Origin of the sequence: Paracoccus salsus, assembly GCF_021556615.1 — a bacterium.
GTDB classification, from domain to species: domain Bacteria; phylum Pseudomonadota; class Alphaproteobacteria; order Rhodobacterales; family Rhodobacteraceae; genus Paracoccus; species Paracoccus salsus.
This window is the reverse complement of sequence record NZ_JAKGGD010000001.1, coordinates 310248-336137: the sequence shown is the minus strand read 5'-3', so window position 1 is coordinate 336137 and position 25890 is coordinate 310248. Positions and strand designations below refer to the sequence as shown.

The following is a 25890-nucleotide window of genomic DNA, read 5'->3' as shown; positions in this document are numbered from 1 at the left end:
ATGACGGAACTGTATCAGACGCAACGGGCGATGCGGAACATCCGGCGCGCGGCCTTGCAGCGCGGGGTGATCGGCATCCTGGATATCGGCACCTCGAAGATCTCGTGTCTGGTGCTGAAATTCGACGGGACCGGCACGTTTCGCGAAACCGACGGCGTCGGCCCGATGGCCGGACAGGCCAATTTCCGCGTTATCGGCGCCGCCTCGACCCGTTCGCGTGGTCTGCGCTGCGGCGAAATCGAGACCATGGCCGAAACCGAGCGCGCCATCCGCACCGTCGTGACGGCCGCGCAGAAGGTCGCCGGCGTGCGGGTTGACCACGTCATCGCCTGCCTGTCCGGTGGCCGGCCCGCCTCTTATGGTCTGGCGGGCGAGATCGTTCTTGAATCGGGCAAGGTCGCCGAACACGATGTCGCCTCGGTTCTGGCCGCCTGCGATGCGCCTGATTTCGGGCGCGGCCGCGAAGTCATTCACGCCCAGCCGGTCAACTTTGCCGTGGACAATCGCAGCGGCCTTGCCGATCCGCGCGACCATGTGGGCAACCGGCTGGCCTGCGACATGCATGTGCTGACCGTGGACGGCGACGTGGTCGCCAATGTCGTGCAGTGCATCCGCCGCTGCGACCTCGAACTGGCGGGGATTGCCTCGGCCTCTTACGCATCCGCACGCGCCAGCCTGGTCGAGGACGAGCAGGAACTGGGCGCCGCCTGTATCGACTTTGGTGGCGGCGGCACGGCCGTTTCCATTTTCATCAAGAAACACATGATCTTTGCCGATAATGTTCGAATCGGCGGCAATCTGGTCACGCAGGATATCGCGCAGGGATTGCGGGTGCCGCTGCCGGTGGCCGAGCGGTTGAAGACCCTGAATGGCGGCGTCGAGGCCACCGGGCGAGACGACCGCGAGATGATCGAGGTCGGTGGCGAGACCGGCGACTGGGAATCGGATCGTCGTACCGTGAGCCGCGCCGACATCATCGGCGTGATGCGACCCCGCATCGAGGAGATTCTCGAGAATGTCCGGCAAGTGCTTGATGCGGCGGGCTTCGACTTCATGCCCAGCCAGCAGATCGTGCTGACGGGCGGTGGCAGCCAGGTGCCCGGCCTCGACGGGCTGGCGGCGCGGATCCTGGGGCCGAATATCCGCTGCGGGCGTCCGCTGCGAATCGATGGCCTCGCCCATCAACTGACCGATCCCAGCTTTTCCAGCGCGGTCGGTCTGGCGCTGTTCGCGGCCCATCCGCAGGACGAGTGGTGGGACTTCGAGATGCCGGCCGAGGCCTATCCGGCCCGCAGCCTGCGACGCGCCTATCGCTGGTTCCGCAACAACTGGTGATTGCAGGAAACTTTGGCTATGGGGGCAGGGTCGCCCAGCCACCATATTCAGGGGGCTTGGCAAGATACCGCCGATCCCTCCTGGCATGACTGCCAGATTTTGCGGTGAAGGACTGTTTTTCGAGTGACGCGGGGCCTCTGAGCCGCTACGATTACAGTTAATTCGGGGGATTCGAACGGGCGGTCCACGCTCGCGGCGAACTTAAGACAAAACAGGCGGAAACCATGAATCTCAATCTGATGATGAACGACGAAGACGAGCTGAAGCCGCGCATCACCGTGTTCGGTGTCGGCGGTGCCGGTGGCAACGCGGTCAACAACATGATCGAGAAACAGCTCGACGGCGTCGAGTTCGTGGTCGCCAACACCGACGCGCAGGCGCTGGCCGGGTCGCGCGCGACGAACCGCGTGCAGATGGGCCCGAAGGTTACCGAGGGCCTGGGCGCGGGCGCCAAGCCCTCGATCGGCGCCAAGGCCGCCGAGGAAACCATCGAGGACATCGTCGATCACCTGATGGGCGCTCACATGTGCTTCATCACCGCCGGCATGGGTGGCGGCACCGGCACCGGCGCCGCCCCGATCATCGCTCAGGCCGCCCGCGAGATGGGCATCCTGACCGTCGGCGTCGTGACCAAGCCCTTCCAGTTCGAGGGCACCAAGCGGATGCGGCAGGCCGAAGAGGGCGTCGAGGCGCTGCAGAAGGTCGTGGACACGCTGATCATCATTCCCAACCAGAACCTGTTCCGGCTGGCCAACGAAAAGACCACCTTTACCGAAGCCTTCGCGATGGCCGATGACGTGCTGTACCAGGGCGTCAAGGGCGTGACCGACCTGATGGTGCGCCCCGGCCTGATCAATCTTGACTTCGCCGACGTGCGCGCGGTCATGGACGAGATGGGCAAGGCGATGATGGGCACCGGCGAGGCGTCGGGCGACAACCGTGCGCAAGAGGCCGCCGAGCGCGCCATCGCCAACCCGCTTCTGGACGAGATCAGCCTGAACGGTGCCCGCGGCGTGCTGATCAACATCACCGGTGGCTACGACATGACCCTGTTCGAGCTGGACGAGGCCGCCAACGTGATCCGCGACAAGGTGGACAGCGATGCCAACATCATCGTCGGTTCGACCCTGGACCCCGACATGGATGGCAATATCCGCGTGTCGGTCGTTGCCACCGGCATCGACGCCAGCGCTGCCGCAGAGGATGCTCCGGCCCCACGCCGCAGCATGGCCGAGCCCCTGACCCAGACCCCGTCGGTTGCCCGCAAGGACGTGCCGGCCTCGGCGGATGACGAAATGCCGGTTCCGCCGCGCCGTGTGCCCGCAGCGGAGACGCGTCCCGCAGCCGCGCCGGCCTCGGCGGCGCGGCCTGAGGAGGACATGCCGCAACCGGCCTACAAGCCCAAGGACCTGTCGCGTCCGGCAGCCGTGCAGATCGACGACGATGCATCCGACTTTGTCGCGCCCCGCGCTCCGGCCGGTGGCCGGGGCCAGCCGGCACCCGAGGTGATGGAGCGTCTGCGCCGCGCGGTCGAACATCACGGCGAAGGCCGCGCCACCGCCCAGCCCGCAGCCCGCGCCGCGCAAACCCCGCAGCCTGCCGCCGACGCCAGAAGCAACCAGCATGGCCGGATGAGCGGCATCGGTCGCATGCTCGAGCGGATGGCAGGTCACGGGACCGACCACGATGGCCAGGCGGCCCAGAAGGCCTCTGCGTCGTCGATCGCCGAGCGTGTCAGCGACCGTGTGGCCGCCCGCGCACGCCAGCAGGACGCCGATTTCGACGATCTGGCCAACCCGGACCACGGCCAGGACAATGTCGAGATCCCCGCTTTCCTGCGCCGCCAGGCAAACTGAAGCGATCACATATCTGTCAGAAAGACTGACCCTGAGGGCCGCTTCAAGCGGCCCTTTTATTATTTTTAACAACGCCTTGGCGGTCCACACCCTAGGCGTGTGGCGTGCCCGCGCCGGAATGTTTCATGCCGTTACAATTCGTTAATTGAACGCCTGTACGGGTGAGCCTAGCTGGACCTGTACCAGAGCGATGGATTCTGGCCGAAATATTTGAGGCAGACAGGTCATGCAGGCGACGCTTGGAAAGATGGCGACTTTCTCCGGGGTGGGTCTTCACTCCGGTTCCCCCGCGCGATTGGTGCTTCACCCCGCTCCGGCAGGGCATGGCATCCTGTTTCGCCGGACCGATCTTGACCAGAGCGTCGACATCCCGGCGCGTTGGGACAATGTGACGCCCTCGAAACTGTGCACGCTGCTGGACAATGGTTCCGGCGTCACGGTCTCGACGGTCGAACATGTGATGGCCGCGCTGGCCGGGACGGGCATCCATAACGCGCTGGTTGCGGTGGACGGGCCCGAAGTGCCGATCCTCGACGGCTCGGCCGCGCCGTTCGTTCGCGGAATCCTGCGGGCGGGCATCGCCATGCAGCCGGTCGAACTTCGGGCGATCCGCGTCCTGCGGCCGATCGAAGTTCGCGATGGCCTGTCGTTCGCGCGGCTGGCGCCGGCCGATCACCTCGAGATCGAATTCCAGATCGACTTCGTCGACGCCGCGATCGGCCATCAGGAAAAGCGCCTCGACATGGCCAACGGTGCGTTCCTGCGCGAACTGGCGGACAGTCGTACCTTCTGCCGTCAGGCCGATGTGGACGCGATGCGCAAGAACGGGCTGGCTTTGGGTGGCACCTATACCAACGCCGTTGTCGTCGATGGCGCGCAAGTGCTGTCGCCTGGTGGCCTGCGCCATGCGGACGAGGCCGTGCGCCACAAGATGCTGGACGCGATGGGAGACCTGGCGCTGGCCGGCGCGCCGCTGCTGGCACGCTATACCGGCCACCGCGCGGGCCATGCCATGACCAACCGTCTGTTGCGTGCGCTGTTCGCGGACCCTTCCGCGTGGGTCTGGGAAACCTGTTCTCCGGCGCTGGAGGATCGACTGCCCGGCGCCGGCGTCGCGGCCTATGGCGATCTGGCCGGGACCCAGGCGGTCGCGCTTTAGGGGACCGACACCGCAGCTGAGTCGCGCGTGCCGGCTGCGATCAATCGGACCTCGCCGGCCAGCAGAAAAATCACGCGCCGAATTCAATGGATTGCCATTTTGCGCCCTCTGATGTTCTGTGCTAGGACGTGCCGGCAGCCCGGCCTGAAACGGGCGGTCGCACGGCAGAATCGCAGGGCAGGGTAAAGATGGCGCGCTCGAAAATCTCGGCTTCCTTGATGGCTGCGGTGCTTGCGTCCATGACGCTGGCCGCGTGTTCCTCGTTCGGTTCGGGCGACGATGACAAGCGCAACCTGGAACGTTTCACGGCCGAGCAGATCTACAAGCGTGGCGAATACGAGCTTGAGAACAGCAGGAAGCCCAAGGACGCGGTCTTCTATTTCAGCGAGGTCGAGCGGCTTTATCCGTATTCCGAATGGGCCAAGCGCGCGCTGATCATGCAGGCCTACGCCAATCACCGCGCCCGGAACTATGAAGAGGCGCGGGGGGCGGCGCAGCGTTTCATCGACACCTATCCCGGCGATGAGGACGCAGCCTATGCCCAGTATCTGCTGGCTCTGTCCTATTACGACCAGATTGACGAGGTGGGCCGCGATCAGGGGCTGACCTTCCAGGCGCTTCAGGCGCTGCGTGCCGTGATCGAGCAATATCCGGACAGCGAGTATGCCCGCAGCGCGATCCTGAAATTCGACCTGGCCTTCGACCACCTGGCCGCCAAGGAAATGGAGATCGGTCGCTACTACCTGAAGCGCGGGCATTACACCGCCGCGATCAATCGCTTCAGGGTCGTGGTCGAGGAATTCCAGACGACCACCCTGACACCCGAAGCCCTGCTGCGGCTGGTCGAGGCTTATCTGGCGCTTGGCCTGAATGACGAGGCGCAGACGGCGGGCGCGATCCTGGGCTACAATTTCCAGTCCTCTCCCTTCTATGACGATGCCTATCGGCAGTTGCGCGGTCGGAATCTGGCGCTGGAGGCGCGCGGCGAAAGCTGGCTGACCAACATCTATCGCCAGATGATCCAGGGCCGATGGTTGTGACGTCCACCCGGGCGAGGTCGAGCGCGGCCAGCGGCTAGGACCATGCTGCGATCGCTGGACATCCGCGACATGCTGCTGATCGACCGGCTGGAGCTTGCCTTCGGCCCGGGTCTCAACGTGCTGACCGGCGAGACAGGCGCCGGCAAGTCGATCCTGCTGGATTGTCTCGGTTTCGTGCTGGGCTGGCGCGGGCGCGCCGATCTGGTGCGCCAGGGTGCGTCCCAGGGCGAGGTGACGGCGGTGTTCGACCTGGCCGACGGACATCCCGCGCGCGCGGTGCTGGCCGAGGCCGGCATCAGCGCCGAGGATGACGAACTGATCCTGCGCCGCGTGAACGGCGGGGACGGGCGCAAGACCGGCTTCGTGAATGATCGCCGGGTGTCGGGCGACGTGCTGCGGCTGCTGTCGGGCGCTCTTGTCGAACTGCATGGTCAGCATGATGATCGCGGCCTTCTGAACCCCCGCGGCCACCGGGCGCTGCTGGATGCGTTCGGCGCGCTGGACACGGCCCGTGTCCGGCAGGCCTGGGCTGCACGGCGCGAGGCGGGCAAGGCGCTGGAGGCCGCGCGCAAGGCGCTGTCGGCGGCACGCGAGGAAGAGGATTACCTGCGCCACGCGGTGAAGGAGCTTGACGACCTGGCCCCGCAGGAAGGCGAAGAAGCATCGCTGGATACCGATCGCCGCGCCATGCAGGCCGCGGAACGGATACGCGGCGACGTCCGGCGCGCGCTTGAGATGCTTGGTCCGGCGGGTGCCGAGGGCACGATGCTGGACGCGACCCGCTGGCTGGAAACCTCGGCCGAGGGGGCGGACGGGCGTCTGGACATGCCGATCGCCGCAGTGTCCCGGGCGCTGATCGAACTGGGCGAGGCCCATGCCGGCGTGGAAGATGCCTTGTCCGCGATGGATTTCGACCCCTCGGCGCTGGAGAACACGGAAGAGCGGCTTTTCGCGCTGCGCGCCCTGGCGCGCAAGCATGGTGTTCTGGCCGACGACCTGGCCGGGCTGGCGGATCAGCTGCGTGACCGGCTTGACCGCATTGATGCGGGCGATGCCGCCATGGCTGACCTGCAAGCCGCCGCCGACCAGGCGGATGCGGCCTATGAGAAAGCCGCCTCGGACCTGACCGCGATGCGGGTTGCCGCGGCCGCGCAGCTGGACAAGGCCGTGTCGTCCGAACTTGCCCCGCTGAAGATGGAGCGCGCGGTGTTTGAAACCCGCCTCGGTCCCGCGGATCCCGGCCCCGAGGGTCGGGACGCCGTGGCCTTTACCGTGGCGACAAATCCCGGCGCGCCGGCCGGGCCGCTGGACAAGATCGCGTCGGGGGGCGAGCTGTCCCGGTTCCTGCTGGCCTTGAAGGTCTGCCTGGCGCGCGGGAACGAGGCGCTGGTCCTGATCTTCGACGAGATCGACCGCGGCGTCGGCGGCGCGACCGCCGACGCGGTGGGCCGGCGCCTGAGACGGCTGGCCGAGGATTCTCAGGTTCTGGTCGTCACCCACTCACCGCAGGTCGCAGCGCAAGGCTGCCACCATTTCCGGGTCGCGAAATCCGTCAGCGGTGGCATGACGACCTCGACCGTCACGGCCCTGGACGAATCCGCGCGCGTGGATGAGATCGCCCGCATGCTGTCCGGCGACCGCATCACGGATGCCGCCACACATGCCGCCCGAGCCTTGCTGGCGGGATGATCGCGCGGGCAGGCAGGCGCCTGTCCTTGGCGGGTCAGGCGGACCTCACCGCCTCGCGGACAAGAGCGCCGTGGTGCAGGATGACCCGGCGGCTCAGATCATGGGCCTTGCGGATTGCCGTGGCCGGATCGGCGCCGTTCAGTGCCGCCGCCAGATAGCCGGCGTTGAAGCTGTCGCCGGCCGATGTCGTATCGACCGGCGTCACCCTGGGCAGATCGCAGATCACCCCGGCCCCGGCCGCCCCCGCGAAACTGACCGGACCATCGCCGTTCTTGATGATCACCTGCCCGGCGCCCAGACGCAGATAGCGTTCGGCGGTGACGTGCGCATCCGCATCCCCGAAATGCGTCATCTCGTCTTCGAGGCTTGGCAGGACAAGGTCGGCCCGTGCCGCTGCGTCCTCGACCCAGCGGCGCATCGGCGCGGCGTCGGTCCAGAGCCGCGGGCGCAGATTGGGATCGAAAACGATGCGGCATTGCGATGCGCGCGCACGGTCAAGCGCCTTCAGCAGGTTCCGGCGGCCGGCATCGGGCAGGATCGCCATCGTGATACCCGAGAAATAGGCGGTGCCACAGGCGGCAAGCGCGGCATCCAGACTGTCGGGATCATCCGCCAGACCCCGGGCGGCGGAACTGTCGCGCCAATACGAGAAGCTGCGTTCACCATCCTTCAGCGAAATCGCATAAAGCCCGACCTCGCGCAGGGGATCGCGGCTGACCAGATCGGTCTCGATGCCTTCGGTCTGCATGAAATCCAGAAGTTCCCGCGAGAACTCGCCGTTTCCGACGCGGCTGAAATAGCCCACCCGCCATTGATGGCCCAGCAGCCTGCGCAGGTACCAGGCGGTGTTCAGCGTGTCACCGGCAAAGCCCATCCGCCAAAGGCCGGGACCGTCCGCCCCTGACAGCTCGACCATCGCTTCGCCGATGCACAGGATCAGGTTGCGCGTCACGATCTGGCCCCTTTCGCGATGTGATAGCGCTGTGGCGAGACACGCCCGGACCACCTTGCATGCCGGACGGGGCATTGCCGCGGACGACCATGGCCACAGCCAGGACAGCGCGTCCGGGCGCCGTGGGCCGGGCCACCCACCCGACCTCTGCCTTGCCCCCCCGGGGCCGTGCAGAACCGGCCGGCGCGGTCCCTCCTCGCGATCAGCCGACCCGCTCGATCGCAAGCGCGGTGGCCTCGCCCCCGCCGATGCACAGGCTCGCCATGCCGCGCGTCAGGCCGTGCGTCTGCAGGGCCGCCAGCAGCGTGACCATGATGCGCGCGCCCGAGGCGCCGATCGGATGCCCCAGCGCGCAGGCGCCGCCGTGGATGTTCACCTTGTCATGCGGCAGGTCCAGCTTTTTCATCGCGGCCATCGCCACGACCGCGAAGGCCTCGTTGATCTCGAACAGGTCGACATCCGCAAGGTTCCAGCCGGTTCGATCCGCCAGCCCGCGCAGCGCGCCGACGGGTGCGGTCGGGAACAGGCTGGGCTTGTCGGCGTGCGTCACATGGCCACGGATGATCGCCAGCGGCGTCAGCCCCTCGCGTTCGGCCCGCGACCGGCGCATCAGGACAAGCGCGGCGGCCCCGTCCGAGATCGAGCTGGAATTCGCCGCCGTCACCGTCCCGCCCGCGCGAAAGGCGGGCTTGAGGCCGGGTATCTTGTCGGGACGTGCCTTGCCGGGCTGTTCGTCGGTATCGACGCGATGGTCGCCCGCGCGGGTCGCGATGGTGACCGGCGTTATCTCGGCCGCGAACCGGCCCCCCGATATCGCCGCCTGTGCCCGTTCCAGCGAGGCGATGGCATAGGCATCCTGGTCCTCGCGGCTCAGAGAAAGCTCTTGCGCGCAATCCTCGGCGAAGGTGCCCATCAGGCGGCCCTTGTCATAGGCGTCTTCCAGCCCGTCAAGGAACATGTGGTCCAGAACCTGGCCGTGGCCCATCCGATAGCCGCCGCGCGCCTTGGGAAGCAGATAGGGCGCATTCGACATGCTCTCCATGCCGCCCGCCACGGCCACGCCGGCGCTGCCGGCGATCAGCAGGTCATGCGCCAGCATCGCGGCCTTCATCCCCGACCCGCACATCTTGTTCACCGTCGTCGCGCCCGTCGACACTGGCAGTCCGGCGGCAAGACCGGCCTGACGTGCCGGGGCCTGACCCTGACCGGCGGGCAGAACGCAGCCGAACACCACCTCGTCCACGGCATCGGGCTGCAAGCCGGTGCGCGCGACCGCGGCGGAAATCGCCGCCGCGCCAAGCGCGCTGGCGGTCGCGCCGGCCAGATCGCCCTGAAAACCGCCCATCGGCGTGCGGGCCATGCCCGCGATCACGATCGGATCATCCATGCTCATTCTTCCATCTCTCCCCTGGTTTCGGGCTCAGCGCGGCGGCATCCGCAACGCGCCGTCAAGCCGGATCACTTCGCCGTTCAGCATGCGGTTGCCGATGATGTGCTCGACCAGCGCGGCGTATTCCGCCGGGTCTCCGAGCCGCGCGGGAAACGGCACGCTGGCCCCCAGCGCATCCTGCACATCCTGTGGCAGCCCGGCCATCATCGGCGTCGCGAAGATGCCGGGCGCGATGGTGACGACGCGAATGCCGTGCCGCGCCAGTTCGCGCGCGGCGGGCAGGGTCAGCGCCGCGACACCGCCCTTCGACGCGGCATAGGCTGCCTGGCCGATCTGCCCATCCTGGGCGGCGATCGACGCGGTGTTGACGATCACGCCCCGCTCTCCGTCCGGGCCCGGCTGCTGTCGCGACATGGCGTCAGCCGCCAGGCGCAGCATGTTGAACGTGCCGATCAGGTTGATCGAGACGGCGCGCGCAAAGCTGTCCAGGCCGTGCGGGCCGTCGCGTCCGACGATCTTCTCGCCCGGCGCGACGCCGGCGCAATTGACCAGCCCATCCAGTTGCCCGAAGGCTTCGAGCGCGGCGGCGACCGCGGCCGTTCCATCGGCATCGCTGGTGACATCGGTGCGCCGAAAGCGTGCCGTCTCGCCCAGTTCCACGGCCACGGCGCTGCCAGCCGCCTCGTTGATGTCGGCCAGCAGCACCCTGCCGCCAAGCGATGCAAGGCGCCGCGCCACCGCCGCGCCCAGTCCCGATCCTGCACCCGTGACAATGAAGCTCTTGCCTTCGATCTGCATCCTGTCCTCCGTCTGACTGCGCGATCCCGGCGACCGGCAGGGTCGATGCGGATCTTAATCCGAACGATGTGGCATTCAATGACGCTGGCGGTCTTGCAACCTGATCGAAAATGCCATGCGGTGATCGCATGGAACACAATGGCATCGCCGCAGGATTTGTCGAGGACGCTCTGGCCTGCCTGCGCGCCAGCGGTCGCGATCCGGCCCCGGTGATTGCGGCGGCGGGGATCGGGCCCTTGGCAGGACCTGTGTCGCCGCAGTGCTACAGTCGCCTCTGGCTGGCGATCGCCGCCGCCATGCAGGACGAGTTCCTCGGCCTTGGCGCGAGACCCATGCGTCCGGGCAGCTTCGCGCTGATGGGTCATGCGGTGCTGCACGCCGGCACGCTGGAGAGGGGTTTGCGGCGGGCGCTGCGATTTCTGAATGTCGTTCTGGAATACCCGCGTGGCCGGCTGGATACGCGGGCCGGCGAGGCGGTGATCCTGCTCGAGGATCCCGATACCGAGCGTGGCGCCTTTGCCTATCGGACATATTGGCTGATCCTCATGGGGCTGGCGTGCTGGCTGGTCGGGCGCAGGATCCCCCTGCGGCGACTGGATTTCACCTGCAACGCACCGCCCCTTCGCCAGGATTACCGGCAGTTCTTCGGCGCCCCGGTCCGGTTCGATCAGCCGCAAAGCTGCCTGCAGTTCGACGCCGAACATCTGCGCCTTCCCACGATCCGGTCCGAGGCCGCGCTGAAGAGCTTTCTGAGCGCGGCGCCGGGCAACATCCTGATGCGCTATCGCCACGACGGCGGGCTGGCGGCACAGCTGCGTGCCCGTCTGGCGGCACGCGAGCCTGGCGACTGGCCGGACTTCCTCGCCCTTGCCGGCGAGATGGGCGTCGCGCCCGCGACCCTGCGGCGCCGGCTGAAATCGGATGGACAGAGCTTCATGGCGATCAAGGACGAGCTGCGTCTTGCCATGGCGCAGCGCCTGCTGCGCGAGACCGGGCAGGGCGTGGCCGATGTGGCGGTCCGCCTTGGCTACAGCGAGCCGGGCGCCTTTCATCGGGCGTTCAGGTCATGGACGGGACAAAGCCCGGGCGCGTTTCGCCGGAACCTGAAAGACATGTGATCGCGGCGGGCAGGGCTGATGCGGGCGTTGGCTTGACCGGGCCGCCCGGCTTCGGTATCAGCGCGCGGTGCCCGGATCGGGTACCGACTCAACGCAGCAAGAAACGCCGTGTCCGTCCTGTATCGCTTCGGGGATGTGTCCGGCTTAGGAGAAGCGACATGAAACTGCACGAAATTCGCGACAACGAAGGCGCGAACCAGTCCAAGAAGCGCGTGGCGCGTGGCCCCGGTTCGGGCAAGGGCAAGACGGCCGGCCGTGGTATCAAGGGCCAGAAATCGCGCTCGGGCGTTGCCATCGGCGGCTATGAGGGCGGCCAGATGCCGCTCTATCGGCGCCTGCCGAAGCGCGGCTTCACCAAGCCGAATGCGAAATCCTTTGCGGTCGTCAATCTGGGCCAGATTCAGGGCTTCATCGACGCCGGCAAGATCGACCCCAAGGCGGAACTGACCGAAGACGCGCTGGTCGCGTCGGGTCTGGTGCGTCGCAGGCTGGACGGAATCCGCCTGCTGGCCAAGGGCGAGTTGAAGGTCGGCCTGACCATCGCGGTCACCGGCGCGTCGAAATCCGCCGTCGAGGCGGTCGAGAAGGCGGGCGGCAAGGTTTCGCTTCCGGCCGAACCGGCGGCGGCGGAATAAGCTGTTGTATGGGGCGTTCGCGCCCCATAGATAGCGGACAGGTTTTCCAGGCGCCGCCGGTCCCCGGAAACGGGCCGGCGGCGCTGTCATGACACGGGACGTAAAAAACATGGCGTCAGCCGCAGAACAGATGGCCGCGAACCTTTCTTGGGGTGCATTCGGCAAGGCCACGGAACTTCGCCAGCGCATCTGGTTCACGATCGGACTGCTGATCATCTATCGCGTGGGCACCTACATCCCGGTTCCGGGCATCGATGGCGCCGAATTGCGCAACTTCATGGAACAGGCGCAGTCGGGCATCGGTGGCATCCTGTCGATGTTCACCGGCGGTGCGCTGGGGCGGATGGGTGTATTCGCGCTGGGGATCATGCCCTATATCAGCGCCTCGATCATCGTGCAGCTGCTGGCCTCGATGGTGCCGGCGCTCGAGCAGATCAAGAAAGAGGGCGAGCAGGGCCGCAAGAAGATCAACCAGTACACGCGCTACGGCACCGTGCTGCTGGCGCTGTTCCAGGCCTACGGGCTGGCGCGCAGCCTGGAGGCAGGCGGCCTGGCCCACACGCCGGGCCTGTTCTTCCAGGCATCGGTCGTCATCACGCTGGTCGGCGGCACGATGTTCCTGATGTGGCTGGGCGAACAGATCACCGCCAGGGGCATCGGCAACGGCATCTCTCTGATCATCTTCGTGGGCATCGTCGCGGAAATTCCGGCTGCGCTGGCGAATTTCTTTGCGCAGGGCCGTTCGGGTGCGATCTCGACCCCGGTCATCCTGGGCGTCGTGGCGATGGTCATCGCGGTGATTGCCTTCGTGGTGTTCATGGAACGCGCGCTGCGAAAGCTTCGCATCCAGTATCCGCGGCGCCAGGTCGGCATGAAGATGTATGACGGCCAGTCCAGCCACCTGCCGATCAAGGTGAACCCCGCAGGCGTCATTCCGGCGATCTTCGCCAGTTCGCTGCTGCTGCTGCCGATCACGATCTCGACCTTTTCGGGCAACCAGACCGGCCCGATCATGTCCACTGTTCTGGCCTATTTCGGCCCCGGGCAGCCGCTTTACCTGGTCTTCTTCGCCGCGATGATCGTGTTCTTCACATATTTCTACACCCAGAATGTCAGCTTCAAGTCGGACGACGTCGCCGACAACCTGAAGAACCAGGGCGGCTTCATTCCGGGCATCCGGCCCGGCAAGCGGACCGAGGAATATCTGGACTACGTCGTCAACCGCCTGCTGGTCATCGGCTCGGGCTATCTGGCGGCGGTCTGTCTGCTGCCCGAGATCCTGCGTCACCAGTGGTCGGTGCCGTTCTATTTCGGCGGCACGTCGGTGCTGATCGTGGTGTCGGTGACGATGGACACGATCAACCAGGTGCAAAGTCACTTGCTGGCGCATCAGTATGAAGGTTTGATTGAGAAATCCCAGCTGCGTGGTAAACGGAAGTCGGGAACCGCGAAACCGCGCCGCGCGCCTTCGCGGCGCTGAGACTGACTGAACCGCAGCCAGCCGAGGGGGACAGGCTTTCATGACGACCAACATCATTCTTTTGGGGCCTCCGGGTGCCGGCAAGGGAACGCAGGCTCGCAAGCTTGAGGAGGGGCGCGGGCTGATGCAGTTGTCCACCGGTGACATGCTGCGCGCGGCGCGCACATCGGGCACCGAGATGGGCCAGCGCGTCGCAGAGGTCATGGACCGCGGCGAGCTTGTCACCGACGAGATCGTCATCGGCCTGATCCGCGAAAAGCTGGCCGAAGGCGGCAACGGCTTCATCTTCGACGGCTTTCCGCGCACGCTGGCGCAGGCCGATGCGCTTGGCGCGCTTCTGGACGAAACCGGCATGACGCTGGACTCGGTGATCGAGATGCGCGTGGACGACGAGGCGCTGGTCCGCCGGATCACCGGCCGCTTTACCTGCGGCAATTGTGGCGAGGTCTATCACGACGACACCAAGCCGACGGCGAAACCGGGCATTTGCGATGTCTGCGGTTCGGACGATCTGAAGCGCCGCGCCGATGACAACGAGGACAGCCTGAAGACCCGGCTGCTGGAATATTACAAGAAGACATCGCCGCTCATCGGCTACTACTATGCCAAGGACAAGCTGGCGCCCGTCGATGGATTGGCCGAGATCGACGAGGTCGCACGCCAGATCTCAGCCGTGCTGGACGGAAAATAGATCGGCGCTGCAAGGTTCCTGCGGCATGTCAAGTGTTTTCGACCCACGCCCTTGACGGGGCGTGGGTCACGCTTTAGATCACGGCATCTCGCAAGAGAATCATCCGGTCCGTCCGGGTGGACCATAGACTGGCCCGAAGGCATGGCTTTCGGGCTTTAAGTTGTGAAAAAAGGTTCCGGCGCTACGGAACCGCAACCGAAAAGGATAACGCGTGGCTCGTATTGCTGGCGTCAACATTCCGACGGGGAAGCGTGTCCCCATCGCCCTGACCTATATCCACGGCATTGGCACGATGTTCGCCAATCAGATCTGCGAGGCCGTCGGCATCGACCCGGCCCGCCGCGTGAACGAGCTTTCGGATGCCGAGGTTCTTCAGATCCGCGAATATATCGACGCGAACCTGACCGTCGAAGGCGACCTGCGCCGCGAAGCGCAGATGAACATCAAGCGCATGATGGACTTGGGTTCCTATCGCGGCCTTCGTCACCGTCGTGGCCTGCCGGTCCGCGGTCAGCGCACCCACACCAATGCCCGCACCCGCAAGGGCCCGGCGAAGCCGATCGCCGGCAAGAAGAAGTAAGGGGTAACGGACATGGCACGCGAAAAGACTCGCATGAAGCGCAAAGAGCGCAAGAACATCGCCACCGGAGTGGCGCATGTGAATTCCAGCTTCAACAACACCAAGATCCTGATCTCGGATGTGCAGGGCAACGCGATCGCGTGGTCGTCGGCTGGCACGATGGGCTTCAAGGGGTCGCGCAAATCGACCCCCTATGCCGCGCAGATGGCCGCCGAAGACGCTGGCCGCAAGGCTCAGGAACATGGCGTCAAGACGCTGGAAGTCGAAGTTCAGGGCCCCGGCTCGGGCCGCGAATCGGCGCTGCGTGCGCTGGCCGCAGTCGGCTTCAACATCACCGCCATCCGCGACGTGACGCCGATCGCCCATAACGGTTGCCGTCCGCCCAAGCGCCGTCGCGTCTGATCCTGGATCATTACGAACCGGACCGCGTGTAATCCGCGCGGTTCGGACTTTTCGCATTTCACCTCGGGCGTTTCCGGCCTTGGTCATGGGCCGGAAACAAGTATGGAGGAAAATCCATGATCCACAAGAACTGGGCCGAATTGATCAAGCCGACGCAGCTTGTCGTCAAGCCGGGCGCGGACGCCACGCGCACCGCGACACTGATCGCCGAGCCGCTGGAGCGGGGCTTCGGCCTGACGCTTGGCAACGCATTGCGCCGCGTGCTGCTGTCGTCGCTGCAGGGTGGGGCGATCACCTCGGTGCAGATCGACAACGTCCTGCATGAGTTCAGCAGCGTGCCCGGCGTCCGCGAGGACGTGACCGACATCGTGCTGAACCTCAAGGGCGTCACGCTGAAGATGGATGTCGATGGTCCCAAGCGCCTGACCCTGTCCGCCAAGGGCCCGGGCGAGGTCAAGGCCAGCGCCATCCAGGAAACCGCCGGCATCACGGTGCTGAACCGCGATCACGTCATCTGCCATCTGGACGACGGTGCCGAACTGAACATGGAACTGACCGTTCAGACGGGCAAGGGCTATGTCGCCGCCGACAAGAACCGTCCCGACGACGCGCCCATCGGTCTGATCCCGATCGACGCGATCTTCTCGCCGGTCAAGCGCGTCAGCTATGAAGTCACCCCGACCCGTGAGGGCCAGGTTCTGGACTATGACAAGCTGACCATGAAGATCGAGACGGACGGGTCGCTGACCCCCGAAGACGCCGTGGCCTACGCCGCGCGCATCGTCCAGGATCAGCTTTCGGTGTTCGTGAACTTCGACGAGCCGGAATCGGCCAATCGCCAGGACAGCGACGACGGGCTGGAATTCGATCCGCGCCTGCTGAAGAAGGTGGACGAGCTGGAATTGTCTGTCCGCTCGGCCAACTGCCTGAAGAACGACAACATCGTCTATATCGGCGATCTGATCCAGAAAACCGAGGCCGAGATGCTTCGGACCCCGAATTTCGGCCGCAAGTCCCTGAACGAGATCAAGGAAGTGTTGTCGGGCATGGGACTGCATCTGGGCATGGACGTGGTCGATTGGCCGCCAGAGAACATCGAGGACCTGGCCAAGCGTTTCGACGATCAGTTCTAAGAGCAGGGCAGGGCGCGTCAGCGCCCCGCCAACATGGGCTCCACGCCCCAAGGAGAGTGGCCCGCCACGCATGGGCCGCCGGACAAAGCAAAACACGCTGTAGGAGAAAATCATGCGTCACGCTCGCGGCTATCGCCGCCTCAACCGCACCCACGAACATCGCAAGGCGCTGTTCGCCAACATGGCCGGCTCGTTGATCGAGCACGAGCAGATCAAGACGACCCTGCCCAAGGCCAAGGAACTGCGCCCGATCATCGAGAAGCTGATCACGCTGGCCAAGCGCGGCGACCTGCATGCGCGCCGCCAGGCCGCCTCGCAGCTGAAGCAGGACATGCATGTCGCGAAGCTGTTTGACGAGCTGGGTGGCCGCTACAAGGATCGTCAGGGCGGCTATGTGCGCGTCCTCAAGGCCGGTTTCCGCTATGGCGACATGGCGCCGATGGCGATCATCGAGCTGGTCGATCGTGATCCGGCAGCCAAGGGCGCCGCTGACCGTGCGCGTCTGGATGCCGAGATCGAGGCCGAGGACTGATCAATCCGGGGTCGGCCCCCCGGGGGGCGCGACCTTCACGAATCACAAGCCCCGCTGCTGCACAAGTAGCGGGGTTTTTTCTTGGCTTGACGGTGGGTTGACGAAAATCAACTGCTGCATAAGTGCCACGCCCACCTCGTGGGTTTCCACTGAGTCCAGAAGGCCGGCCGTTTCGAATGCAAGCAATTGCTGACGCAAACCGGCAGGCAGGTATAGCGGTCGATCCGAAGTGGCCATGCGTTGTACCCCAGACAATTAACTGACTAGCAACTAATTTGTTCCATGCTTACTTTGTACGTTGACGGTAACGAACTCAATTTGTCTAAAAAGTCATGTCATCACGCGCAGATATAAACGCCGGATTGCGGAAGCTGGGCAAGTTTGCCCCCTCAGGCTATTTTGTTGGCCTGCACATCCGTTTTGCGGCACCCCTGATGCAATTCCAGACCTACCCCGAGGCATGGTCGGAATTCTATTCCCAGAACGGCTACGCCCTCAGGGACCCGACGATCGCCTGGGGCTTCTCGACGACCGGCGCTTGCCGCTGGTCCAGCCTGCCGATCCCGGACCCGTTCAACATCCTTCAGGACGCGGCCGATCACGGGCTGACTTTCGGGCTGACGGTATCTCACGGGCCAATCGCTTCTCGCACCATCGCCAGCTTTGCCCGCGATGACCGCGAATTCACGGATGACGAGATCGCTGAGATCTCGGCGACTGTACGACGGCTTCACGACATCACGGAGCCGCCGGCGAGCCTGACAAAGGCTCAAAAAGAAGCCCTTCGTTGCATCGCGGAGGGCGACCGTCACGCAGCAGCGGCTGCCAAACTTGGCATTACCGAAAGCGCGTTCAAGGCAAGGTTGATTTCGGTCCGGGAAAGACTGAAGGCGCGTACCACTGCCGAGGCGCTGCAGAGGGCCAAGGAATACCGTCTGTTGTAGGCGTTCGCCCAGGGGATCCGTGCGGCGGTGAGGGGTACCTCACACCCCAGGAGTACGTAAGAAATGCAGACGACGACCCTTTCATTCTCGAATCTCCACAACCACGGAGAACTGTTCGCGAACCTGTTTCGCGCGCGCAAGCAAAGCTTCATCATCCAGAAGAACTGGGACCTGCCAGAGGCAGAGGACATGGAGTTCGACCAGTATGACACGCCGCAAAGCCGCTGGATCGCGATCCATGACATGGGCGAGGTGCTGGCCGGCATTCGCTTGACGCCCACGACGGCGCGCTGCGGAATCTACAGCTACATGATCCGCGATGCTCAGAAGGGCATCCTGGGTGGCTCGATCCCGCAGGACCTGCTCTATGCCGAAGCGCCGGTGGATCCGCAGACCTGGGAATGTTCGAGGGTCTTCGTCAGCCATTCGATTCCGCAGATGTATCGCCGGAAGGTGCACTTCAAGATGGTCGAGGCGATGACCGGCTCTGCCCGCGAACTGGGGGCGACCCGGCTGATCGCGCTGACCGGATCGAACTGGCCGCGCTGGTATGGCCGGTGCGGTCTCGAGGCCGAGGCGATCGGGCGCCGGATGTGGATCGACGACGGCGATTTCCAGTGCGTCTCGATCAATCTGGCCGGCAAGATGCACTGATCTGGCGGGGTGTGGGAAGGGGGCTGGCCGGCCCCCGGCCTCGCGCCTAGTATGGCATCGCCATGGCCGATCTTTTCGACACCGCCCCGTCCACCGACCCCTCGCCGTCTTCTGCGGTGAGACCCCTTGCTGATCGCATCCGCCCTATGCGCATGGCGGATGTGATCGGGCAGCGCATGATCCTCGGGCCAGACGGGCCGCTGGGGTCGATGCTGCTGGCCGGCAGCCTGTCCTCGCTGATCCTGTGGGGACCGCCGGGTGTCGGCAAGACCACCATCGCCCGGCTTCTGGCCGACGAGACGGATCTGGTCTTCGTTCAGATCAGCGCGATCTTCACCGGCGTGCCCGACCTGCGCAAGGTGTTCGAGGCCGCCAGGCTGCGCCGCGACCAGGGTCGCGGCACGTTGCTGTTCGTCGACGAGATCCACCGTTTCAACAAGGCGCAGCAGGACAGCTTCCTGCCGCACATGGAGGACGGCACGATCCTCCTGGTCGGTGCCACCACCGAAAACCCCTCATTCGAACTGAACGCCGCCCTGATGTCGCGCGCCCAGGTGATCGTCCTGGAACGCCTGAGCCTTGCCGATCTCGAGCGGCTGGCCCAACGCGCCGAGAAGGAACTGGGCCGCAAGCTGCCGCTGACGCCGCATGCGCGCGAGGCGCTGCTGGAGATGGCCGACGGCGACGGACGCGCCGCGCTGAACCTGATCGAGCAGGTGGCGGCGTGGAAGACCGATCAGCCCGTCGATGTCCCGGCCATGGCGCAGCGCCTGATGCGGCGGGCCGCGAAATACGACAAGTCCGGGGACGAGCATTTCAACCTGATTTCGGCTCTGCACAAATCCGTGCGCGGCAGCGACCCGGATGCCGCGCTGTACTGGCTGGCGCGGATGCTCGAGGGCGGCGAGGATCCGCGCTACCTGGCCCGCCGCATCACGCGCATGGCGGTCGAGGATATCGGGCTGGCGGACCCCGCCGCCGCCCGGCACTGCCTTGACGCCTGGGCCATGTATGAGCGTCTTGGCAGCCCCGAGGGCGAGCTGGCACTGGGTCAGGCCGTCATCTACCTGGCGCTGGCGCCGAAATCCAACGCGGGCTACGCAGCCTACAAGGCGGCCCGGGCCGAGGCGCGGCGCACAGGCAGCCTGATGCCGCCCGCCCATATCCTGAACGCGCCCACCAGGATGATGAAGGACCAGGGCTACGGCGCGGGCTACGCCTATGACCACGATGCGGAGGATGGGTTCAGCGGCCAGAACTACTTTCCCGACGGCATGAAACGTCCGGTCCTCTACACGCCCGTCGAGCGCGGCTTCGAGCGCGAGCTGAAGAAACGGCTCGACTGGTTTGTCGGCCAGCGGCTGAAGCGCGGAGGTTGACTTTGCGCCGCTTCCGGCACAGGACCACGCCATGATGAATCCGTTCCTTCAGGTCGCCATCGGAGGCGCGATCGGCGCCACCGCGCGCTATTCCGTCTATCGCGCCATGCCGTGGCACGGGCCGGGATTTCCCGTCGCCACCGGCGTGGTGAACGCCGTCGGAAGCCTGATCATGGGGCTGCTGGCGGCGTTCATGGCGCATCGCTGGAACAATCACTACGCCCCGCTGCTGCTGTCCGGGGTGCTGGGCGGATTCACGACGTTTTCGGCCTTTTCGCTGGACGCGCTGACGCTGTGGGAACGCGGGCAACCCTGGGGTGCGCTGATCTATGTGGTCGGTTCGGTCGTGCTGTCGCTGGCGGCGGTGATCGCCGGCCTGGCGCTGGGGCGGGGGCTGTGGGCATGAGCGGCGTCCAGACCCTGCGGGTGGGCAGCGACGAGGGCGATCAGCGCCTCGACCGCTGGCTGAAGAAGAAATTTCCGCAGTTGACCCAGGGCGCCGTCGAGAAGATGTGCCGGACCGGTCAGCTGCGTGTCGACGGCGGACGTGTCAAGGCCGCAAGCCGCATCGAGGCCGGGCAGGAGGTGCGCATCCCGCCGCTGCCCGACATGCAGCCGGCACCGATCAGGGCTGTCGCACCGCGCCTTGCCGACAGCGATCAGGCGATGATACAGGACGCGGTGCTGTGGAAGGACGAGCACATCATCGCGCTGAACAAGCCTCCGGGCCTGCCGTCCCAGGGGGGCAGTGGGCAGGGCAGCCGGCATGTGGACGGCCTGACCCGGGCGTTGATGTTCGGATACAAGGACCGGCCCAAGCTGGTCCACCGGCTGGACAAGGACACATCGGGTGTCCTGCTGCTGGCCCGGACCGACCGCGTCGCCCGCGCCCTGTCCGAGGCGTTCCGGTCTCGCGAGACGCGCAAGATCTACTGGGCGGTGGTTGCCGGCGTGCCGACCCCGCGCATGGGCACGATCCGCTATGGCCTGGTCAAGGCCCCCGGGCACGGAAGGGGGGGGGAGGGCGAGAAGATGGTCGCGGTTCACCCGCGCGACATCGACAGCACCGAGGGCGCCAAGCGCGCCACCACCGACTATGCCGTGCTGGAGGCATTGGGAACCCGCGCCAGCTGGTGCGCGCTGGTGCCGATCACCGGGCGGACCCATCAGCTGCGCGCCCACATGGCCGAGCTTGGCCACCCGATCGTGGGCGACGGCAAATATGGCGGTTCGGGACAGGAAAACCTGGGCGACGGTTGGGGCGCACAGCTTGGCGGCGAGATCAGCCGTAAGCTGCACCTGCACGCTCGCAGCCTGTCCTTCGATCATCCGATCACCAGGAAACGCATCACCCTGACCGCGCCCTTGCCCGATCACATGAAACGCACCTGGAAGACGCTTGGCTGGAACGAGGCGGACGTGCCCGACGACCCCTTCGCGGAGGATGCATGAGGCTTGTCGTCTTCGATGTGGACGGCACGCTGGTCGACAGCCAGCATCTGATCTGCGCGTCGATGGATCGGGGCTTCGCCGGTGTCGGACTTGAAGTGCCGCACCGCGAGCGCATCCTGTCCTGTGTGGGACTTTCGCTGGATCAGGCGGTGGCCGAACTGGCTCCTGACGCAGATGGGACGGCGCGGCGCCGGATCGCGTCGGGGTATCGCTCGGCCTACAGGTATGGGCAGATGGCCCACACGGCGCCGCTCTATCTCGGCGCTCTCGAATGTCTGGATCGCCTGGCTGCGCGCCCGGACATGCTGCTTGCCGTCGCGACCGGGATGTCCCGGCGCGGACTGAACGCGACAATCGCGGAACAGGGTCTCGAGGGCCGGTTTGTCAGCCTGCAAACGGCCGATGACCACGCCTCGAAGCCGGATCCCGCGATGCTGCTGGCGGCCCTGTCCGAGACCGGCGTCGATGCCGCGAACGCCCTGATGATCGGCGATTCCGGCGCCGACATGACCATGGCGCAGTCCGCCCGGGTCGCCGGCTTCGGGGTCGGCTGGGGGTATGAGACGGCCGGGGCCCTGCGCGCGGCGGGTGCGGTCCATGTGGCCCCCGATTTTTCCGCGCTGACCGCCGCCATCGAGGAGTGGGCTGCATGAGCGAATGGAAGGCACGTCGGTTCTGGCAGTCCGCCAGCGTCCGCGACCTGCAGGAAGGCTGGGAGGTGGCGCTGGACGACCGCCCGGTCCGGACGCCGGGAAAGCACCCGCTGATCCTGCCCACGCTGCCCCTGGCGCAGGCCATCGCCGACGAGTGGGATGCCCAGGTCGATGTCATCGACCCTTACAGCATGCCGCTGACACGCGCCGCAAATTCCGCCATCGAAAAGGTGGCGCCGCAATTTTCCGCCATCGCCGCGATGCTGGCCGACTATGGGGGCACCGACCTTCTGTCCTATCGTGCCGATCAGCCCGAGATGTTGATCCGCATGCAGGCCGAGGGCTGGGATCCCCTGATCGACTGGGCTGCGACCGAATTGCGGGCTCCGTTGCGCATCACCCACGGGGTGATCCCCGTCGCACAGGATCCCGAGGTTCTGAAAAGGCTGCGGGACGAAGTCGAGGCACTGGACAGTTTCGGGCTTACGGCGCTGCACGATCTTGTGACCCTGCCCGGATCGTTGATCATCGGATTGGCGGTGCTTCGGGGTCGCATCGACGCGGACCATGCCCACCGCCTGTCGCGCATCGACGAGACCTACCAGGCACGCCAGTGGGGCGAGGACGAAGAGGCGATGGCGGCTGCCGAAAACCGACGGCGCAGCATCCTCTCGGCCGCGCGATTGTGGGAGTTGTCACGGCCGCGATGACAGCGACATGACCTAAATGGTCGGGTTGACCTGCCAGACGGTATCGGCACAATGATGCCGACTGGGAAAGTTCGTGAAGGTCGGCTGTTTCCCTCACGACAAGAGGTGCGAACACGGCGTCTTGGCGCGCATCCAGGGTCCGAAAAGAGGGGCGGTTATGATTGCATGGACGATACTGGGCGCTATGACCGCCATCGGGCTGGCCGCAGGGGCGGCGTCCGCGGACGTGCTGGCGGATGTCAAGGCACGCGACGAGTTGCTGTGCGGCGTGAATCCCGGACTTGCCGGCTTTGCCGCGCCCGATGCCAACGGCAATTGGTCCGGGTTCGACGTGGCGTTCTGCAAGGCGGTCGCCGCGGCGGTGCTCAGCGATCCTTCCAAGGTCAGGTTCGTGCCAACCGATCTGGAAAGCCGCTTTCAGATTCTGAATGAAGGCCAGGTCGACCTGCTGGTCCGCAACTCGACCTGGACCTTCTCACGCGATACGGCGCTGAAGCTGGAATTTACCGGACTGAACTACTATGACGGCCAGGGCTTCATGGTCCGCAAGGAACTGGGCCTGACCTCGGTCAAGGAACTGGAAAACGTTTCGATCTGCGTGCAGCGGGGTTCCACGAGCGCGCAGAATCTGGCGGATTACTTTCGCACCCACGGCATGACCCTGGCGCAGGTGGATGTCGAAAGCGACGCCGAGGGCGAGCGGCGCTACAGTGCCGGCGACTGTCAGGCCTATACCACCGACGCATCCGCGCTGGCCGCGACCCGCGCGGCGTTCGCCGATCCCCAGAACCACATCGTGCTGCCCGAGATCATCTCGAAAGAGCCGCTGGGGCCGGTTGTCCGTCAGGATGAAGGAGAATGGGCGGATGTCGTGCGCTGGGTCCTGTTTGCCTTGATCGCTGCCGAGGAATACGGCGTAACGTCGAAGAATATCGAGGAACTGGTCAAGTCATCCGGAAACCCCGAGGTGCAGCGGCTTCTGGGCGTCAGCGACAATCTTGGGGCGATGATCGGCCTCGACGCCGCCTGGGCCAGGCGCGCCATCCAGGCCGGCGGCAATTATGGCGAGATCTTTGCCGCCAATATCGGGGAACAGACGCCGATCGGTCTTGCGCGCGGGCTGAACGCGCAATGGACGCAAGGCGGGCTGCTTTACGCGCCGCCATTCAGGTGAGTCCCGCGATACCGGGCCGGGCCTGAGCGGGGGCGCAAACGCCGCCCCGGCGCTGGCCGGCCCCAGACCTGCGACCCGCGCGCCAGCGCAGCGGGGAAGCCTCGGTCCTCAGGCCCGACCGTCAAGGCGCACGAAATCCATCACGCTCCCCTCGCCGGGCTGCAAGTCGGACCAGCTTTCGATCTGGAAATCCACAACCAGCGTTGCCCCCGTCGGGTAGCGCCGGAAATCGGGGTCCAGAGGGGGTCGGGCCGGCAGCAGGGCTGCAAATTCCGAGATGCCCGGATTGTGGCCGAGCATCATCACGGTGGGATGGCTGGCAGTGCGCAGGATCGTCAGCATCTTGTCCGGTCCGGCGTGGTACAAGCCCGGCTCAAGGCGAATCAGCGGACGCACCTCAAGCGGAGCACCGGCGATCATCGCCCAGGTTTCCTGCGTGCGCTTGGCCGAGGAACACAACACTTCCTCGGGCTCGTAGCCACGGCTGGCCATCCAGTCTCCAAGCGCCCTGGCAGAGCGCCGCCCACGCTCGTTCAGGGGGCGGTCGTGATCGGACAGGGTCGGATCGTCCCAGGCCGATTTCGCGTGGCGGGTCAGGATCAGGCGTCTGTGTCCAGAGGGGATCATGTGTGGAACTGCCTCATATGCCATGCCGATTGTTCAGGCAGCCTGCCACAGCCCTTGCTGATCGGGCAAGCGCGTCTGACACGGCAACCCGAATTCATGCAATCCAGGCCGTCTTTTCCGTCCAGCCACGCATGACATGCGTTCACGTCATAGCCCTCGGCGAAGGCAGAGGCCGGACAGGCCGTCAGGCAGGGGCGATCGCAGTGCGCGCAGGGATCCGGGAATGATGTGGTTCGCGTCGCCTCTTCGGGAAGGATGATCGCCCCCCGAAAGCTGATGAAAAGTCCCATCCGCTCATGGACCAGCATGGCCACGGGCGAGGATCGGCAGCGACCGGTGGCCAGGGCCCAGTCCGTGAAGGGCGCATAGGGCGGTCCGTCCGAGGGAAAAACCGCCTCGGCGCCGAGGCCTGCCGCCCACCCTCCGATCACCCGTCGCGACCAGCGATCCAGCGGGTCCGGCGCATGATCGGCGAATTCGGGGGCGGCCGTGAAAACGCCCCAGAAGCGCGGCTCGTCAGGGGCGATCAGGGCGAGGGTGCGTCCGTCCAGCGGCGCCAGCCCGGCGACCGTCAATCCGTCAGGCGGCTTCAGCCGCACCTCACAATCCATCCTCGCCCTGCCGCAGCCCGCGTGGCTTGACGAGCGGTTCGGTCGAACGGATCAGCGAACCTGCACCGTGCTCGGTGAACAATTCCAGCAGGCACGCGTTCGGCACGCGCCCATCCAGGATCACGACGGCGCGCACCCCCTCTTCGATAGCCTTCAGCGCGGTTTCGGTCTTGGGGATCATCCCGCCCGCGATCTGCCCGTCGGCGATCATGCTGCGGACCTGATCGGGGTGAAGCTGTGTCACCACCTGGCCAGAGGCGTCCTTGACGCCGGCCACATCCGTCAGCAGCAGCAACCGGTCGGCCCGCAGAGCCCCTGCGATCGCCCCGGCGGCGGTGTCGGCGTTGACGTTGAACGTCTCGTTGTCCTCCATGCCGGTGGCGACCGGCGCGATGACCGGGATCATCCCGGCGGTGTAGAGATCGCGGATGATCTGGACGTTCATTTCGACCGGGCGGCCGACGAAGCCCAACTCGGGGTCGTCCGCCTCGCAGACCATCATGTCGTCGTCCTTTCCGCTGATGCCCACGGCGCGCCCGCCGGCGTCGTTGATCGCCTGCACGATGCGCTTGTTCACAAGGCCCGACAGCACCATTTCGACGACCTCGACGGTCTCCTTGGTGCTGACGCGCTTGCCCCTCACGAAGCGGCTTTCGATGCCCAGCTTCTCCAGCAGCTGATTGATCATCGGGCCGCCGCCATGACAGACAATCGGGTTCATTCCGACCTGCTTCATCAACACGATGTCGCGGGCGAAATCGCCCATCGCCTGATCGTCGCCCATGGCATTCCCGCCGAACTTCACGACGACGACCGCCCCCGAATATCGTTGCAGATAGGGCAGTGCCTCGGACAGCGTGCGAGCAGTGGCGATCCAGTCCCGGTTCATTTTCTGT

The 25890-nt window shown here is 65.7% G+C and carries 28 protein-coding genes; 21 read left to right on the top strand and 7 right to left on the bottom strand.

Annotation, left to right across the window (positions count from 1 at the left end):
• The 5 genes from ftsA to recN all read left to right on the top strand — a co-directional run bounded on the left by ftsA (position 1) and on the right by recN (position 7079).
• Positions 1–1335, top strand: coding sequence for a cell division protein FtsA (gene ftsA / locus L1965_RS01660; RefSeq protein WP_235754667.1), 1335 nt, complete (start codon positions 1–3; stop codon positions 1333–1335).
• Positions 1336–1559: 224 nt separating this feature from the next.
• Positions 1560–3191 carry a cell division protein FtsZ gene (ftsZ, locus tag L1965_RS01655; RefSeq protein ID WP_235754666.1) on the top strand — a complete coding sequence of 544 codons (1632 nt, stop codon included), beginning with the start codon at positions 1560–1562 and terminating at the stop codon, positions 3189–3191.
• Between the two features lie 226 nt (positions 3192–3417).
• A complete protein-coding gene (gene lpxC, locus L1965_RS01650) occupies positions 3418–4350 on the top strand; it encodes a UDP-3-O-acyl-N-acetylglucosamine deacetylase (RefSeq protein WP_235754665.1) in 933 nt (310 codons plus the stop codon).
• 188 nt (positions 4351–4538) lie between these two features.
• Positions 4539–5390, top strand: a complete 852-nt coding sequence (locus L1965_RS01645) for an outer membrane protein assembly factor BamD (protein WP_277882924.1) — start codon at positions 4539–4541, stop codon at positions 5388–5390.
• A gap of 42 nt (positions 5391–5432) precedes the next feature.
• Entirely contained in the window at positions 5433–7079 is a 1647-nt protein-coding gene (gene recN / locus L1965_RS01640; protein WP_235754664.1) for a DNA repair protein RecN, read from the top strand.
• A gap of 34 nt (positions 7080–7113) precedes the next feature.
• Here the strand turns inward: recN and L1965_RS01635 are convergent, their stop codons facing one another.
• From L1965_RS01635 to L1965_RS01625, 3 genes are all read right to left on the bottom strand, one after another.
• Positions 7114–8031: a sugar kinase gene (locus L1965_RS01635; RefSeq protein WP_235754663.1), complete on the bottom strand. Its 918-nt coding sequence runs from the start codon at positions 8029–8031 to the stop codon at positions 7114–7116.
• Positions 8032–8233: 202 nt separating this feature from the next.
• Positions 8234–9418 (bottom strand): acetyl-CoA C-acyltransferase, encoded by a 1185-nt coding sequence (locus L1965_RS01630; RefSeq protein WP_235754662.1) that lies wholly within the window; start codon positions 9416–9418, stop codon positions 8234–8236.
• Between the two features lie 33 nt (positions 9419–9451).
• On the bottom strand, positions 9452–10219 hold the full coding sequence (locus tag L1965_RS01625) for an SDR family NAD(P)-dependent oxidoreductase (RefSeq protein WP_235754661.1): 768 nt from the start codon (positions 10217–10219) through the stop codon (positions 9452–9454).
• Positions 10220–10347: 128 nt separating this feature from the next.
• Between L1965_RS01625 and L1965_RS01620 the strand changes: the two genes are divergently transcribed.
• From L1965_RS01620 to rplQ, 8 genes are all read left to right on the top strand, one after another.
• Entirely contained in the window at positions 10348–11337 is a 990-nt protein-coding gene (locus L1965_RS01620) for an AraC family transcriptional regulator (protein WP_235754660.1), read from the top strand.
• 158 nt (positions 11338–11495) lie between these two features.
• Positions 11496–11972 (top strand): 50S ribosomal protein L15, encoded by a 477-nt coding sequence (gene rplO, locus L1965_RS01615; protein WP_235754659.1) that lies wholly within the window; start codon positions 11496–11498, stop codon positions 11970–11972.
• Positions 11973–12081: 109 nt separating this feature from the next.
• On the top strand, positions 12082–13452 hold the full coding sequence (gene secY, locus L1965_RS01610) for a preprotein translocase subunit SecY (RefSeq protein ID WP_235754658.1): 1371 nt from the start codon (positions 12082–12084) through the stop codon (positions 13450–13452).
• A gap of 40 nt (positions 13453–13492) precedes the next feature.
• The gene (locus tag L1965_RS01605; RefSeq protein ID WP_235754657.1) at positions 13493–14143 is read left to right on the top strand and encodes an adenylate kinase; all 651 of its coding nucleotides are present in this window, start codon (positions 13493–13495) and stop codon (positions 14141–14143) included.
• Between the two features lie 211 nt (positions 14144–14354).
• Entirely contained in the window at positions 14355–14723 is a 369-nt protein-coding gene (gene rpsM, locus L1965_RS01600; protein WP_235754656.1) for a 30S ribosomal protein S13, read from the top strand.
• Positions 14724–14735: 12 nt separating this feature from the next.
• Positions 14736–15125: a 30S ribosomal protein S11 gene (gene rpsK, locus L1965_RS01595; RefSeq protein WP_235754655.1), complete on the top strand. Its 390-nt coding sequence runs from the start codon at positions 14736–14738 to the stop codon at positions 15123–15125.
• A gap of 116 nt (positions 15126–15241) precedes the next feature.
• Positions 15242–16258, top strand: a complete 1017-nt coding sequence (locus tag L1965_RS01590) for a DNA-directed RNA polymerase subunit alpha (RefSeq protein WP_235754654.1) — start codon at positions 15242–15244, stop codon at positions 16256–16258.
• 112 nt (positions 16259–16370) lie between these two features.
• Positions 16371–16790, top strand: a complete 420-nt coding sequence (gene rplQ / locus L1965_RS01585) for a 50S ribosomal protein L17 (protein ID WP_235754653.1) — start codon at positions 16371–16373, stop codon at positions 16788–16790.
• A gap of 42 nt (positions 16791–16832) precedes the next feature.
• On the opposite strand, the gene L1965_RS01580 is transcribed toward rplQ, so the two are convergent.
• The gene (locus L1965_RS01580; protein WP_235754652.1) at positions 16833–17027 is read right to left on the bottom strand and encodes a hypothetical protein; all 195 of its coding nucleotides are present in this window, start codon (positions 17025–17027) and stop codon (positions 16833–16835) included.
• Positions 17028–17122: 95 nt separating this feature from the next.
• On the opposite strand from L1965_RS01580, the gene L1965_RS01575 reads away from it, so the two are divergent.
• From L1965_RS01575 to L1965_RS01540, 8 genes are all read left to right on the top strand, one after another.
• Positions 17123–17734 (top strand): helix-turn-helix transcriptional regulator, encoded by a 612-nt coding sequence (locus L1965_RS01575; protein WP_235754651.1) that lies wholly within the window; start codon positions 17123–17125, stop codon positions 17732–17734.
• Positions 17735–17797: 63 nt separating this feature from the next.
• Positions 17798–18388: an acyl-homoserine-lactone synthase gene (locus L1965_RS01570; RefSeq protein WP_235754650.1), complete on the top strand. Its 591-nt coding sequence runs from the start codon at positions 17798–17800 to the stop codon at positions 18386–18388.
• Between the two features lie 62 nt (positions 18389–18450).
• Positions 18451–19767, top strand: coding sequence for a replication-associated recombination protein A (locus L1965_RS01565; protein ID WP_235754649.1), 1317 nt, complete (start codon positions 18451–18453; stop codon positions 19765–19767).
• Positions 19768–19798: 31 nt separating this feature from the next.
• Entirely contained in the window at positions 19799–20173 is a 375-nt protein-coding gene (gene crcB / locus L1965_RS01560) for a fluoride efflux transporter CrcB (RefSeq protein WP_235754648.1), read from the top strand.
• On the top strand, positions 20170–21219 hold the full coding sequence (locus L1965_RS01555; protein ID WP_235754647.1) for an RluA family pseudouridine synthase: 1050 nt from the start codon (positions 20170–20172) through the stop codon (positions 21217–21219). Before crcB ends, L1965_RS01555 begins: the two co-directional genes overlap by 4 nt.
• The gene (locus L1965_RS01550; protein WP_235754646.1) at positions 21216–21872 is read left to right on the top strand and encodes an HAD-IA family hydrolase; all 657 of its coding nucleotides are present in this window, start codon (positions 21216–21218) and stop codon (positions 21870–21872) included. The genes L1965_RS01555 and L1965_RS01550 overlap by 4 nt, the downstream gene beginning before the upstream one ends.
• Positions 21869–22582, top strand: coding sequence for an ATP12 family chaperone protein (locus L1965_RS01545; RefSeq protein WP_235754645.1), 714 nt, complete (start codon positions 21869–21871; stop codon positions 22580–22582). Before L1965_RS01550 ends, L1965_RS01545 begins: the two co-directional genes overlap by 4 nt.
• Positions 22583–22739: 157 nt before the next feature.
• On the top strand, positions 22740–23756 hold the full coding sequence (locus tag L1965_RS01540) for an amino acid ABC transporter substrate-binding protein (RefSeq protein WP_235754644.1): 1017 nt from the start codon (positions 22740–22742) through the stop codon (positions 23754–23756).
• 108 nt (positions 23757–23864) lie between these two features.
• On the opposite strand, the gene L1965_RS01535 is transcribed toward L1965_RS01540, so the two are convergent.
• The 3 genes from L1965_RS01535 to argB are packed head-to-tail and all read right to left on the bottom strand — an operon-like array spanning position 23865 to position 25883.
• Positions 23865–24383 (bottom strand): SixA phosphatase family protein, encoded by a 519-nt coding sequence (locus L1965_RS01535; RefSeq protein WP_235754643.1) that lies wholly within the window; start codon positions 24381–24383, stop codon positions 23865–23867.
• Positions 24380–24982, bottom strand: coding sequence for a ferredoxin (locus L1965_RS01530; RefSeq protein WP_235754642.1), 603 nt, complete (start codon positions 24980–24982; stop codon positions 24380–24382). Before L1965_RS01530 ends, L1965_RS01535 begins: the two co-directional genes overlap by 4 nt.
• 1 nt (position 24983) lies before the next feature.
• A complete protein-coding gene (gene argB, locus L1965_RS01525) occupies positions 24984–25883 on the bottom strand; it encodes an acetylglutamate kinase (RefSeq protein ID WP_235754980.1) in 900 nt (299 codons plus the stop codon).
• Positions 25884–25890: the final 7 nt, after the last annotated feature.

Bases quoted from the DNA above. Each gene is read 5' to 3' on its own strand.
- L1965_RS01605 (WP_235754657.1), top strand. From the start codon at position 13,493: ATGACGACCAACATCATTCTTTTGGGGCCTCCGGGTGCCGGCAAGGGA.
- L1965_RS01575 (WP_235754651.1), top strand. From the start codon at position 17,123: ATGTCATCACGCGCAGATATAAACGCCGGATTGCGGAAGCTGGGCAAG.
- recN (WP_235754664.1), top strand. From the start codon at position 5,433: ATGCTGCGATCGCTGGACATCCGCGACATGCTGCTGATCGACCGGCTG.
- L1965_RS01550 (WP_235754646.1), top strand. From the start codon at position 21,216: ATGAGGCTTGTCGTCTTCGATGTGGACGGCACGCTGGTCGACAGCCAG.
- L1965_RS01590 (WP_235754654.1), top strand. From the start codon at position 15,242: ATGATCCACAAGAACTGGGCCGAATTGATCAAGCCGACGCAGCTTGTC.
- L1965_RS01580 (WP_235754652.1), bottom strand. From the start codon at position 17,027: ATGGCCACTTCGGATCGACCGCTATACCTGCCTGCCGGTTTGCGTCAG.
- L1965_RS01625 (WP_235754661.1), bottom strand. From the start codon at position 10,219: ATGCAGATCGAAGGCAAGAGCTTCATTGTCACGGGTGCAGGATCGGGA.
- L1965_RS01570 (WP_235754650.1), top strand. From the start codon at position 17,798: ATGCAGACGACGACCCTTTCATTCTCGAATCTCCACAACCACGGAGAA.
- secY (WP_235754658.1), top strand. From the start codon at position 12,082: ATGGCGTCAGCCGCAGAACAGATGGCCGCGAACCTTTCTTGGGGTGCA.
- L1965_RS01645 (WP_277882924.1), top strand. From the start codon at position 4,539: ATGGCGCGCTCGAAAATCTCGGCTTCCTTGATGGCTGCGGTGCTTGCG.
- ftsZ (WP_235754666.1), top strand. From the start codon at position 1,560: ATGAATCTCAATCTGATGATGAACGACGAAGACGAGCTGAAGCCGCGC.
- L1965_RS01535 (WP_235754643.1), bottom strand. From the start codon at position 24,383: ATGATCCCCTCTGGACACAGACGCCTGATCCTGACCCGCCACGCGAAA.
- lpxC (WP_235754665.1), top strand. From the start codon at position 3,418: ATGCAGGCGACGCTTGGAAAGATGGCGACTTTCTCCGGGGTGGGTCTT.
- rplO (WP_235754659.1), top strand. From the start codon at position 11,496: ATGAAACTGCACGAAATTCGCGACAACGAAGGCGCGAACCAGTCCAAG.
- L1965_RS01545 (WP_235754645.1), top strand. From the start codon at position 21,869: ATGAGCGAATGGAAGGCACGTCGGTTCTGGCAGTCCGCCAGCGTCCGC.
- L1965_RS01620 (WP_235754660.1), top strand. From the start codon at position 10,348: ATGGAACACAATGGCATCGCCGCAGGATTTGTCGAGGACGCTCTGGCC.
- argB (WP_235754980.1), bottom strand. From the start codon at position 25,883: ATGAACCGGGACTGGATCGCCACTGCTCGCACGCTGTCCGAGGCACTG.
- L1965_RS01540 (WP_235754644.1), top strand. From the start codon at position 22,740: ATGATTGCATGGACGATACTGGGCGCTATGACCGCCATCGGGCTGGCC.
- rpsK (WP_235754655.1), top strand. From the start codon at position 14,736: ATGGCACGCGAAAAGACTCGCATGAAGCGCAAAGAGCGCAAGAACATC.
- L1965_RS01565 (WP_235754649.1), top strand. From the start codon at position 18,451: ATGGCCGATCTTTTCGACACCGCCCCGTCCACCGACCCCTCGCCGTCT.
- L1965_RS01555 (WP_235754647.1), top strand. From the start codon at position 20,170: ATGAGCGGCGTCCAGACCCTGCGGGTGGGCAGCGACGAGGGCGATCAG.
- ftsA (WP_235754667.1), top strand. From the start codon at position 1: ATGACGGAACTGTATCAGACGCAACGGGCGATGCGGAACATCCGGCGC.
- rplQ (WP_235754653.1), top strand. From the start codon at position 16,371: ATGCGTCACGCTCGCGGCTATCGCCGCCTCAACCGCACCCACGAACAT.
- crcB (WP_235754648.1), top strand. From the start codon at position 19,799: ATGATGAATCCGTTCCTTCAGGTCGCCATCGGAGGCGCGATCGGCGCC.
- L1965_RS01630 (WP_235754662.1), bottom strand. From the start codon at position 9,418: ATGGATGATCCGATCGTGATCGCGGGCATGGCCCGCACGCCGATGGGC.